Raw genomic sequence first — 11,683 nt, 5'->3', positions numbered from 1 at the left:
GGCTGCGCCGGGCGCACCGGCCGCGCGGGGCGAGCCGGACGCGCCAGCGATCTCGGCCGCCCCCACCACCGCCCCGGCCGCCCGTCCCCGCGTCGAGCCGCGCACGGCGGCGGCCCTGTCGGCCTGGGCGCTCCCGCCGCTGTGAGCAGCCGGAGCGCCCGCTTGCGGGTTAACCCGCAAGCCCTAGTGGTAAATTTACACCCTGTTCACCATTCCGCATTAGAGTCCGGTGATCGTCGGCCTCGGATGCGTTCCGGGATCGGCGCCCCGCAGGTCCCGGACCGGGGCCGTCTCGTCTGCAGCCCGGCGCTTCGCCGTCCGTCCCGGGTGTCCCGCCATGCCGGATCGTGCCACGCCCGGTGCCATGACTCGTCGACCGCCGCGCCCCGCAACCTCGGGCGCCGCGTCATGACGGGCGTCCCGAGCACCCTGCTGGCTGACCTGCCTGCCCTTCTCGACCAGGGCACGCCCGACACCCGCGGCGAGATCCTGCGCCGGCTCACCGACCTGTTCCTCACCCAGGCCGACGGCTTCCGCGACGAGCACGTCGCGGTGTTCGACGCCGTCCTGAAGCTGATCGTCGGGTCGGTGGAGCGGCATGCTCTGATCCGCCTCGGCCTCCAGCTCGCGCCGCTTCCCAATGCGCCGCTCGACACCATCGCCTGGCTCGGCCACTCCGACGACATCGCGGTCGCCGGCCCGGTGCTGGAGCGCTCGACCCGGCTGCCCGATCCGGTGCTGGCCGACATCGCCGGAACCAAGCCGCAGGCGCATCTCGCCGCCATCGCGGTCCGCCGCGCCCTCTCCGTGATGGTCACGGACGCGCTGATCGACCGCGCCGATCTCGACGTCACCCGAAAGGTCACGGCGAACCGCGGCGCGCAGTTCTCCGAGACCGGCTTCCGCACCATCGCGGGCCGGGCGCATCTCGACGAGTCTCTCGCCGTGCTGGTCGCCAATCGCGGCGACGTGCCGGCCGAGGTGTTTCGTGACCTGGTGAAGAACGCCACCGACGATGTGCGCCGCCGGCTCGCCCGGTGCGACGAGCCGGGCGTGCGCCAGCGCATCGACCAGGCGATGGCGGCGGTCGGCAACCACCTCCTGCACGCCCGCCGCAAGGCCGAGGCGCCCGGGGCAACCACCGCGAGCCCTGCCCCCGACAAGCTCAAGGCGCTGTGCGACAAGGCGCGCGCCGGCAAGCGCGGCGACGTGATCGCCGCCCTCGCCGACATCACCGAGGTTCCCGAGGCCGCGATCAAGAGCCTGATCAAGCAGGGCTCCGAGGAGGGCATGCTGATCCTGTGCAAGGTCGCGGGCCTCGCCTGGCCCGACACCAAAACCGTGCTGCTCGCCGCCACCGGCGCGGCCGGCGATCCGCGCAGCGCCTTCGGCACCTTCTCGGGCCTGACCGCCGAGACGGCCCAGCGCGTCGTTCGCTTCATCCGTCTGCGCAAGGCGGCGACGCCGGCCGACATCCGAAAGATGATGTGAGCGCAGCAGCCTCGCGGCCGGGCCGGCACCTCGTCGTCACGCCATTCCTCGTCACGCCAATTCCTCGTCACGCCATGATCTTCTCGAACCGGAACGCTTCCCCTCCGCCGGGGAGGCCGTCCGGCTCGGGTCCGTGCGGATCGGGATGATACGCGCTGAAGAACTCGACGATCTCGAAGCCGCAGACGTTGACGTAGAAGTGGATGTTCCGCTTCTCGAAATACGGCGTGTGCGTCTGCCAGACGCGCGTCTCCGGAAACCTCCGCTCGATCGCCTGCCAGGCCTTGCGCCCCAGGCCACGGCCGTGCTCCGCCGGCGACAGGAAGAGCAGATCGAGCGCGTTGCGGTTCGTCTCTGCATCGATGGTCACGACCGCGCCGCCGACCTTCCGGCCGTCGCACAGAATGCGCAGGACCACGGCGCCCGGTGCAGCGATCGACCTGTCGAGATCGTCGTCGGACGGGATCGGGCCGTCCGGCAGGGAGCCGAACTCCGCGATGACGGCCACCGCGAAGGCCGCTTGCAGCTCTCGCTTGAAGGCCGGCAGGTCGCCGGGATCGGCGACGGCGAGCGTGATCGGGTCGGTGTTCATGCCTCGCGTCCAGTCGGGGGTGGCATTCCGGGGCGGCGCGTCGGCCGCGGCGCCGAAGGGCTGACGTGCGATCTCGCTCGGCGCCGGCGACGCGTCGGGTTCTCGGTCAACTAACCGATCTAACCTTAGTCCACCCATTTGTCCGATACTGCATACTTATGGTTGGTAATGCCGCGTTCATGGTTGTAAGCTATCTTTTCCGTTGACCGAAACCGCTTGCACGGCGGGCCTCCGCGATCCGGTCCAGCGCCACGGCCGCGGCGGTCCGTCCCTCCCCCGGGCACGCATCTGCGACGTATCGGGTCGACGGCATGGCCTCTCTCGCGTGCTCTTCCACCTTCGCGGGCGTACGCCGGCAGCGCCGGCATCCGCGCTTTCTCACCCTCGCCACCGGCCGGATCGTGGACCGGGACGACAGCGTCGACTGCGCCGTCGTCAACGTCTCGGTCGGCGGCGCCTGTCTTCTGGTGGCGGATGCCGCCGTGGTGCCTGACGTGTTCGAGCTGATCGTCGATCCAGGGCGCATCCGGGTGCGCTGCGTCGCCGTCTGGCGCGACCGCCATCACCTCGGCGTCGCCTTCGTCGCGGTCGACACGCGCTCGCCGCCGCCCGCGCCCGAGGCCTGGCTCGCCTTGGTGCCCACCACCGTGCGATGAGCCGGAGCCCGCCCTCATGCCGACCCCGGCGCCCCTGATCGAAGAGCTGTCCAGCGTCCTGTCGGGCGGCAGCGCGGAGCGACGCAGCGAGGTGCTGCGGCGGGTGACCGACCTGTTCCTGGCGACCGCGACGCAGCTCGGCGACGAGCAGGTCGGCCTGTTCGACGACGTGATGGAGCAGCTCGTCGACACGGTCGAGCGCTACGCCCTCGTCCGGCTCGGGCTGCAGCTCGCCCCGATCGGCAACGCGCCGCGCGACACCCTCGGCCGCCTCGCCCGTCACGACGACATCGATATCGCCGGGCCGGTGCTGGAACGGTCGCCGCGCATCACCGACGCGCTGCTGGTCGAGGTGGCGCGCAGCAAGGGCCAGAGCCATCTCGCGGCGATTGCGGCCCGCCGGCACCTCTCCGAGGTCGTCACCGACATCGTGGTCGAGCGCGGCGACCTCGCGGTCACCCGCACGGTCACGGCCAATCCGGGCGCCCGCTTCTCGGCGACCGGGCTGCAGGCCATCGCGACGCGAGCTTGCGGCGACGCGGAGCTCGCCGAGCTGTTCGCCGGCCGCACCGACGTGCCGCCCGACCTGTTCTGCGCGATGGTGCGCGACGCCGGCGAGATCGTTCGCCGGCGGCTGGCGACCTCGGCGCATCCGGCCGTGCGCACCCGGCTCGACCACGCCGTCGCGGCGATCGGCGACCAGCTCGTCCACGCCCGCCTGCACGCCCATCACGGCCCGGCGGTCCGGCTCGATCCCGATGCCCTGAAGGCACGGCTGTGCGAGCAGGCCCGCGGCGGCCAGCGCGGCCCGGTGATCGAGGCGCTCGCCGCCGTCGCCGACGTGCCGGCGATCGCGGTGCGCAACCTGATCCGCCAACGGTCCGAGGACGCGCTGCTGATCCTGTGCAAGGCGGCCGGGCTGGGCTGGTCGGACGCCAAGGCCGTGCTGGCCGTGACGCTCGGCGAGCCCGAGGACACGCGTGCCGCCTTCCAGCGCTATGTCGGGCTGAGCGCCGAGGTGGCGCAGCGCGTCGTCCGCTTCATCAAGCTGCGCAAGTCGGCGAGCCGGTCGGAGCTCGACCGGCTGATGTGACGGCTGCGGGCAGTTGCCGAAGCGCTAAAGTGGTTTTCTGCTGACGTCGACCCACACTCCGCTCATTCCCGCGAAAGCGGGAATCCAGAGTCACACGTCGTGCGGCCCCTGGATCCCCGCTTTCGCGGGAACGAGCGGAAATCGGGTCCGATTCATCACGACCGAAAACCGGTCTAGTTGCCGAAGCTCGACGACGACAGCACCGGCTTGGCGCCGGGCATCAGGCTGCCGCCCGCGTAGGCGGCCGCGGGCGGGACGGCGCTCGCCTCGACCCGGCCGGACGGCGCCGGCTGGGTGGTCGGGCGGATGGCGCCGAGCGCCGCCGGGCGCGACGACGAGGAGGCGAGCTGGGTCTGGGCGGGGGCCGGCTTCGCGGCGGGACCGGAATTGGGGCTGGGCTTCACCGCGGCCGGCTTGGCGGCCGGATTGGCGGCGGGCGCGGCCGGCGCGGCGCGCGGCGGCGGGGCGCTCTCGCTGTTGCCCATGCCGAGCCACTTGCCGAACGTCCCGATGGCGCCGTCGCCGTCGGCCGAGGCGACCCGGGCACCGACGCCCGAGGTCGTGTCGGTGTCGGCCGACGCCATCGCGGTCGCCGCGGTCGGCGTGTTCGGCAGATAGACCAGCGTCGCCTTGCCGCCCGGGCTCTGCGGCGGCAGGCTGGCGACCTTGCGGCCGTTCGACACGTAGGTCTCGTTGGGATTGACCTTGGCCAGGAAGGTCGGATGCATGCCGCCGTCGCTGCCGGTGCGCACCGCCGCGGTCTGCACCCCCTGGGCGACGTAATGGGCGAACTGGCGCTCGTCGGCGTCCTGCTTCTGCCGGACCGCCGCGACGACGTCCTCCGGCACCTGGTAGGCCGGGCAGCGCGCCGCCGGGCTGAAGCCGCCCGCCGTCGGCGTCGCGTTGAAGACGTAGCGCTTCTCGCAGACGTCGATCTTCGGCTCCTGGCGGGTCGCCTCGAAGTGGTCGTTGCCCTCCTTGAGCATCCGCCAGAACGCCATGTGCGGGCTGGTCCGGTGGCGGGCCATGTTCAGGGCCGTCATCCGGAACGGATAGGCTTGCACCTGGAAGGACTTTTGCCCCCCGAGAAAGGCCTCGCGGCCGAGCCCGTAGATCTCGGTGATCTGCTCGTCGGTCATCGCGTAGCAGCCCGAGGACGAGCAGTCGCCATGCACCATCAGGAAGGCGCCGGTGCGCTCGTGGGCGCGGTCGTAGGCGTTGGGGAAGCCGAGATTGAACGCGAGGTGGAAGCTCGAGTTCGGGTTCATCTGGCCGGGCGTGATCGCGTAGAAGCCCTCGGGGGCCTGGCGGTCGCCCTGCTTGACCTTGGGGCCGAGCTCACCCGACCAGCGGCAGATCGGATAGGTCTTCAGGTGGGCGTACTGGCCCGAGGTGTCCTGCTTCCAGACCTCGAGCTCCGATTCCTCCTTGAAGATCCGCACGAGGATCGGGGAATCGACCGGCATGTTCTTTTTTTCGAGCGTCGCCACCATCTGGCGAGACAGCGGCTGCATCGCCTTGCTCGGGATCTGCGAGATCCCGTCGGTCTGGCACCCGGCCAGCGCGATCGCAGCCGCGACCGCCGCCGACGCCAGGAGCGTCCGGACCCACGCCGAATGACGGTTCAAACGGCACTCCCCCTCGTCCCATTCCCTTAACGCCGGGTTAGCGTCGAGATGTGGTTTTAGCAAGGCAACGGTACCGGACCCCGCACCCGCCCGCGCCGGCATGGTGAATCAGGGGTGTACGGGGGTCTTCCGCCGACTGTCCGCCCGGATGGTTTCCGGACCGTTAACGCGGCACCCTGCTGACGAATTGGTCGTCATTCCGGGGCGGCGCACAGCGCCGAACCCGGAATCCAACCCAGGATTTGGAGTTCGCCACTGGATTCCGGGTTCGCGGCTTCGCCGCGCCCCGGAATGACGGCCGACTGGCGCCTCGCGTCAGGCCAGCGTCCGGCCGATCGCCAAAAACTTGTCGCGGCGATGCTGGCGGATCGCCTCGGGGCCGAGGTCGCGCAGGCCGTCGAAGGCGGTCGCGATGGCGTCGCCGGTGGCGTTGATGGCGGCCGCCCAGTCGCGGTGCGCCCCGCCCATCGGCTCGCGGACGACGGCGTCGATCACCCCGAATTTCAGGAGGTCGTCGGCCGTGATCTTCATGCCGGTCGCCGCCTCCTGGGCCTTGCCGGCGTCGCGCCACAGGATCGAGGCGGCGCCCTCCGGCGAGATCACGCTGTAGATGGCGTGCTCCAGCATCAGCACCTTGTTGGCCGTGGCGATCGCGATGGCACCGCCCGAGCCGCCCTCGCCGAGGATCACGGCGACGTTCGGCACCTTGAGGGCCAGGCAGGCGGCCGTGGAGCGGGCGATCGCCTCGGCCTGGCCGCGCTCCTCGGCGCCGATGCCCGGATAGGCGCCGGCGGTGTCGACCAGCGTGATCACCGGGATGTCGAAATGATCGGCCATCTCCATCAGGCGCACCGCCTTGCGGTAGCCCTCCGGCATCGCCATGCCGAAATTGCGCTTGAGCCGGCTCTCGGTCGAGGAGCCCTTCTCCTGGCCGATGACGCAGACGCTGGCGCCGCGGAAGCGGCCGAAGCCGCCGACGATCGCCTCGTCCTCGCCGAAGGTGCGGTCGCCGGCGAGCGGCGTGAAGTCGGCGATCAGCCCGTTGATGTAGTCGAGGCAGTGCGGCCGCTGCGGGTGGCGCGCCACCTGTGTCTTGTTCCACGGGGTGAGGTTGGAATAGAGCGCCTTGAGCGCCTCGGCGGCCTTCGCCTCCAGTCGGGCGACCTCCTCGCCGATCTCCACCGCGCCGGCCGGCTGCTCCAGCGCCCGCAGCTCCTCGATCTTGGCCTCGAGCTCGGCGACGGGCTTTTCGAAATCGAGATAACTGCGCATTGCGGCTACGAATTCGGGCGATTGCGGGAACGGGAAAGACACCACCGCCCGGGGGCGGCGGCGCGGCACAAGACGCCCAATGGACAGCGGAAGTCAAGACCGCGGAACACCGCCCCCGGCGTGCCGGTGGTCAAGGCTCCTGGCCCGACAGGCGCGCGAGCTCCTGCTCGACCACGATCCGCAGGGGCTCGAGCGAGTTCTGGACGGTCGCCCAGACCATTCTCTCGTGAACGTCCTTGTATTCGTGGCGATAGATGTTGCCGGCGCGGGCGATCTGCACCCAGGGAATGTTCGGATGACGCGCGATCACGTCCGGCGGCAGGCGTCGCGACGCTTCCGAGATGATTTCGAGGCAGCGGATCACCGCGTACACGGTCTTCTGGTCGGCCCTGAACGCGTCGAACGACAGGTCTTCGACGAAGGAGCGCGCCAACGCGATGTTCGTCGCGATCCCCGTCAGCGCGAGGAGCGGAGACTTAGAAGGCATAGATCGAGTCTCGAACGACGTTGTCGCGAATGATCGGCTTGATCATCTCCCGATCGACGACGTCGACCGGCGCCGGGAACAGGTCTTCGATGTAGCTCGTCAGGCCGACATATTGATAGACGTCCATCGCGAGGTCGGGCGCCAGGTCGATGACGATGTCGATGTCGCTGCCCGGCACCTCCTCGCCCCGCGCCACCGACCCGAACAGCGCGGCGTGCACGACGCCCCGCGCCCGGAGCGCATCCTGGTTCCGGCGCAAGATGTCGAGCACGTCCTGCCGCTTCACCGGCACACTCCCGAAGTGGAGGCCTCGGCTCGGAAGACTACCTCAGGCGGGAAGGCCGTTCCACCGGAGGCCACGCAGTCTCGCCGACCCGTCGCCCGCCACGCGCGCCGGCCGCCGTCATGGCCGGGCCCCGTCCCGGCCATCCACGCCGACGGCGCCGCCGCGTCGAAAGACGTGGATGGCCGCGACGCGCGCGGCCATGACGGAGGTTTTTTGGAGTACTGTAGGGTGGACAAAGCGAAGCGTGCCCACCGTTTTCCGGCGAAAGGCGCCCGCGGGTACGGCACTTTCCGCGTTTTTTGACCGCTATGTGCTAGCGCACCGGCTCCTGAATCACATCTATCTCGTGACGATCGGGACCGACCAGTATGGCAAAACTATATTGCTTGGGGCCAGAGTCGTTTGCTGCCGGCACTCCAATGTGCAATGCGCCTTCATACCACTCTCCAGGGAGAAGGGTATTGTCCTTGATGACAGTCGCTTCGAGCGCAGCCATGTTTCGCTGACCAGCTTCGACGGTGTTGGCGATCATCGCGTCATTCTGTGCAGCCGCTCGCGCTTGCGCAGCGGCTGCAGCGCCAGGATCATAGAACGCGCCGCGAGTTGTGTAGGAGCCGCGTGGACCGTAACTGGTGCTTTCGTATGACCCTCGGCCTGCATTTGCCGCTGCAGCCGCATTCGCCCCCGCGGCCAGCCCCGTCAGCACTGCCGCAGCGACTTGCCTGTTTCGTTCTTCTTGAGTGAGTTGCTCGTAAGAGACGACGGGTAGTGCGACGGGTTGCCCCCGCACAATCTGGACGACCTCGATCGACGAGACTCGAAACTCGATCGGCGCGCTACCGATGTTGTTGATTCCCACAACAAACACCGGGCGCTGTTGCGAGGTGAACTGTCGAGTGGCCGGTCGCACAAGAACAATTGAATGCTTGCGCTTCGAAACCAGCGCAGCTTGGCCGTCCCGAATCATAGCTTCCTGCTGTCCACGAGGCTGGAATTTTACAGCTTCAGCAGTTGCGCATGCACCACAAAGTCCGCTTAGCAATATGAAAACAATTACACGCATAGCACTTACTCCAAAAATTAAATATCCATTAAAGCGTTGCACATCACCGAGACATATAACAGAGATGGAAAACCCAGTCGGTTGAAAATTCCGGAGGTGTTGCTAAACAAGCACGGCGCCACCATCTTTCAATAACCGTGGCAGGCGATCAGCGTAGCCCGTAGCTCGTAGGATGGGTGGAGCGACAGCGATACCCATCATCCACGGCACCGCGCCTGCGATGGGTATCGCCTTCGGCTCCAACCATCCTACGCGCTTTGCATGAGCCGGTCATTCCGGGGTGGCGCGCAGCGCCGAACCCGGAATCCAGCCCAGATTGTCGAGTTCGCCGCTGGATTCCGGGTTCGCGCCTTCGGCGCGCCCCGGAATGACCAATTCTGCAAAGCCCTCGCGAGGGGAGAGGGTAAAAAGCAGGAGCCTCGAGTCCCTACCCCTCGTCCGCGAGCGGGTGGAGGTCGCGGACCAGGCTTTTCAGGCGCTCCTCCAGGACGTGGGTGTAGATCTGCGTGGTCGAGATGTCGGCGTGGCCGAGGAGCATCTGGACCGAGCGCAGATCGGCGCCGTTCTGCAGCAGGTGGCTGGCGAAGGCGTGGCGCAGCACGTGCGGCGACACCTTGTCGGGGCGCAGCCCCGCCGCGATGGCGAGGTCCTTCAGCTCGCGGGCGGCGTGCTGCCGCGTGAGGTGGCCGGTCTCGCTGAACGACGGGAACAGCCAGCGCGAGCCCTCGAAGCGCCCGGCCGCGGCGAGCGCGCCGAGCCAGTCCTTCATGGCGTCGCGGGCGGCGCCGTTGAGGATCACCATGCGCTCCTTCGATCCCTTGCCGCGCACCACCAACATGCGCTCGTCGCGCCGCGCCGCCGCGGCCGGCAGCGCGATCAGCTCGGAGACACGCAGGCCGGTGGCGTAGAGCACCTCGAGCAGGCAGATCATGCGCAGCGCGCGCAGCCGCTCGCCCTCGCTCTGCTCGATGCGCGCGGCGAGCGCCCGCGCCGTCTCGATCAGCCGGTCGACCTCGGCGACCGACAGAATTTTCGGCAGCGCGCGGCCGCGCCGCGGGCCCTCGATCATGGCGGCCGGGTCGTCCTTGCGATGGCCCTCGGCATAGAGGAAGCGGCAGAGCTGGCGCACCGCCGAGAGTTTTCGCGCCACCGACGTCGCCTTGAAGCCGCGTGCCGTCAGCCCCGCCAGATACGCGCGAAGATCCTCGGTGCGGGCGTCGAGCACGCTGCGGCCGACCGCCGCCAGGCGGTCCGACACGTCGGCGAGGTCGCGCGCATAGGCGTCGAGCGTGTTCTTGCCGGCGCCGCGCTCGGCCGCGATCATGTCGAGGAACAGGTCGACATGGCGATCGGCTTTTTGCGCCCGCGGCGCCTTCGGGCGGCCGCGCTTCGGCTTCGCGGCGGTCGGCTTGGTGACGACCTTTCCGGCCGGCTTCGGCGCGGCCTTGGTCGCGTCCTTGCGGGGCGGCGGCGCGACCGGCGCGGCGGCGGCGCGCGTGCCGAAAGCCTTCGGCGGGCGGCCCATCCGTCAGCGCTGCGGCTTGACGAAGCGGTCCGGCGGCACCGCGACGCTGATCTCGCGCGGCTTCACGTCGACGAACAGCGTGAGGGCCAGCATGCCGCCGTAGATCAAGCCGCCGATCAGGCCGACGACGAACAGGAAACGGAACAGGCTGGGCATGGGCGAGGTCCTGCGGCGCCTCGGGGCCGGCTCGGGAAGCCCGACTACGACCACGTTCGCCGCCGCCATGCAAGCCCGCCGGAACGGCCCGGTTCAGGCCCGCGCGAGCGGCAGCACGACCTTGAATCCACTGCGGGATTCACCCTGCGGCGCGACCGTCGCGTCGCCGCCGTGCAGGCGGGCGATCTGCCGCACCAGGGAGAGGCCGAGCCCGGCGCCGCGCGAATCGCCGGCGAGCCGGAAGAACGGCGTGAACACGTGCTCGCGCTGCGCCGCCGGCACGCCCGGACCGCCGTCGGACACGGTGAGCACGGCCGTCCCGGCCTCGGTCGCCAAGGAGACCTCCACGGGCGGCGCGCCGTGCCGCTCGGCGTTCTCCAAAAGGTTGCGGATCATCCGCCGCAGCAGGCGCGGATCGCCCGTGAGAGTCACCGGGGCGCCGTCGAGCGTGCAATCGTAGCGGGCGCACTCCTCGGCCGCGAGAGCCAGGAGGTCGACCTCCTCGGCTGCCTGCGGCGCCCCGATGGCGTCGAGCCGGCTGGCCAGCAGGATCTCGTCGATCAGCCCGTCGAGCTCGGCGATGTCGCGCTCGAGGTTGTCCGAATGGCGCGGATCGGGCCGCGTCTTCATCAGCTCGACGCCGAGCCGGATGCGCGCGAGCGGCGTGCGCAGCTCGTGCGAGGCGTTGGCGAGCAGCAGGCGGTGCGCCCCGACCAGCTCCTCGATGCGCCCGGCGGCGCGGTTGAAGCTCTCGGCGAGGCGGGCGACCTCGTCGCGCCCCTCGACCGGCACGCGCGCCGCGAGGTTGCCGGCGCCGAGCGTCTCGACGCCGGCCTGCAGGGTCTCCAGCCGCCGCGTCAGGCTGCGCACCACCGGGAAGGCGGCGACCGCGACGACGACGGCGATCAGGGTGAGCGCCACCATCAGGGGCACCAGCGGGCTGCGGTGCCGCGGCGGCGGGCGCGCCACGAGGACGCGCTCGTCCGGCAGATGGATCACCCAGGCGGGTCCGCCGGGTCCATAGCGGAAGCCGGGATCGCCCGAGCGGTCGGGCGGCGGCAGCGGCCCGCCGGTCGCGGCGATGCGCCGGCCGGCGGCGTCGTGGAGCGCCATGTCGAGGCGCAGCCGTTGGCCGAGCGCGGCGAGCGCCTGCTGCTGCGCCGCCTGCGGCGCGTCGGCCGGCGGCAGCGCGACGGCGGCGAGATCGCCGGCGAGCTCAAACGCCTGGCCGACCGGCGGGCCGCCCGGCCCGAAGCGCCAGATCGTGCCGGCGACCAGCACCAGGAGCACCAGGGCGCCGACCATGGTCAGGTAAATCTTGTGATAGAGGCGACGCATTCCGCGGGCTCCGGGACCGGTCTCACCTCTCCCCGCGCGCGGGGAGAGGTCGGACTTCGCGCGCCAGCGCGGAGTCCGGGTGAGGGGGCGTCTCGT

12 protein-coding genes are annotated in these 11,683 nt (G+C 70.0%); 3 read left to right on the top strand and 9 right to left on the bottom strand.

Annotation, left to right across the window (positions count from 1 at the left end; genetic code table 11):
- Positions 1-408: 408 nt before the first annotated feature.
- Positions 409-1,491 (top strand): DUF2336 domain-containing protein, encoded by a 1,083-nt coding sequence (locus ABTU92_RS25065; RefSeq protein WP_408094332.1) that lies wholly within the window; start codon positions 409-411, stop codon positions 1,489-1,491.
- 67 nt (positions 1,492-1,558) lie between these two features.
- On the opposite strand, the gene ABTU92_RS25060 is transcribed toward ABTU92_RS25065, so the two are convergent.
- Entirely contained in the window at positions 1,559-2,083 is a 525-nt protein-coding gene (locus tag ABTU92_RS25060; protein WP_408094331.1) for a GNAT family N-acetyltransferase, read from the bottom strand.
- A gap of 311 nt (positions 2,084-2,394) precedes the next feature.
- On the opposite strand from ABTU92_RS25060, the gene ABTU92_RS25055 reads away from it, so the two are divergent.
- Positions 2,395-2,739 (top strand): PilZ domain-containing protein, encoded by a 345-nt coding sequence (locus ABTU92_RS25055; RefSeq protein ID WP_408094330.1) that lies wholly within the window; start codon positions 2,395-2,397, stop codon positions 2,737-2,739.
- Between the two features lie 16 nt (positions 2,740-2,755).
- A complete protein-coding gene (locus tag ABTU92_RS25050) occupies positions 2,756-3,832 on the top strand; it encodes a DUF2336 domain-containing protein (protein ID WP_408094329.1) in 1,077 nt (358 codons plus the stop codon).
- Positions 3,833-4,005: 173 nt separating this feature from the next.
- On the opposite strand, the gene ABTU92_RS25045 is transcribed toward ABTU92_RS25050, so the two are convergent.
- From ABTU92_RS25045 to ABTU92_RS25010, 8 genes are all read right to left on the bottom strand, one after another.
- A complete protein-coding gene (locus tag ABTU92_RS25045) occupies positions 4,006-5,460 on the bottom strand; it encodes a hypothetical protein (protein WP_408094328.1) in 1,455 nt (484 codons plus the stop codon).
- Positions 5,461-5,775: 315 nt separating this feature from the next.
- Positions 5,776-6,732 carry an acetyl-CoA carboxylase carboxyltransferase subunit alpha gene (locus ABTU92_RS25040; RefSeq protein ID WP_408094327.1) on the bottom strand — a complete coding sequence of 319 codons (957 nt, stop codon included), beginning with the start codon at positions 6,730-6,732 and terminating at the stop codon, positions 5,776-5,778.
- 130 nt (positions 6,733-6,862) lie between these two features.
- Positions 6,863-7,219, bottom strand: a complete 357-nt coding sequence (locus ABTU92_RS25035) for a DUF86 domain-containing protein (protein ID WP_408094326.1) — start codon at positions 7,217-7,219, stop codon at positions 6,863-6,865.
- On the bottom strand, positions 7,209-7,505 hold the full coding sequence (locus tag ABTU92_RS25030) for a nucleotidyltransferase family protein (protein ID WP_408094325.1): 297 nt from the start codon (positions 7,503-7,505) through the stop codon (positions 7,209-7,211). The genes ABTU92_RS25035 and ABTU92_RS25030 overlap by 11 nt, the downstream gene beginning before the upstream one ends.
- 313 nt (positions 7,506-7,818) lie before the next feature.
- The gene (locus ABTU92_RS25025; RefSeq protein WP_408094324.1) at positions 7,819-8,568 is read right to left on the bottom strand and encodes a hypothetical protein; all 750 of its coding nucleotides are present in this window, start codon (positions 8,566-8,568) and stop codon (positions 7,819-7,821) included.
- 427 nt (positions 8,569-8,995) lie between these two features.
- Positions 8,996-9,892, bottom strand: coding sequence for a site-specific tyrosine recombinase XerD (locus tag ABTU92_RS25020; protein ID WP_408094333.1), 897 nt, complete (start codon positions 9,890-9,892; stop codon positions 8,996-8,998).
- Between the two features lie 204 nt (positions 9,893-10,096).
- A complete protein-coding gene (locus ABTU92_RS25015; protein ID WP_111358340.1) occupies positions 10,097-10,249 on the bottom strand; it encodes a histidine kinase in 153 nt (50 codons plus the stop codon).
- 93 nt (positions 10,250-10,342) lie between these two features.
- On the bottom strand, positions 10,343-11,587 hold the full coding sequence (locus ABTU92_RS25010; protein WP_408094323.1) for a sensor histidine kinase: 1,245 nt from the start codon (positions 11,585-11,587) through the stop codon (positions 10,343-10,345).
- Between the last annotated feature and the right edge of the window lie 96 nt (positions 11,588-11,683).

Origin of the sequence: Rhodoplanes sp. SY1 (genome assembly GCF_046000175.1) — a bacterium.
GTDB lineage: Bacteria > Pseudomonadota > Alphaproteobacteria > Rhizobiales > Xanthobacteraceae > Rhodoplanes.
This window is presented reverse-complemented; position numbering and strand designations above follow the sequence as displayed.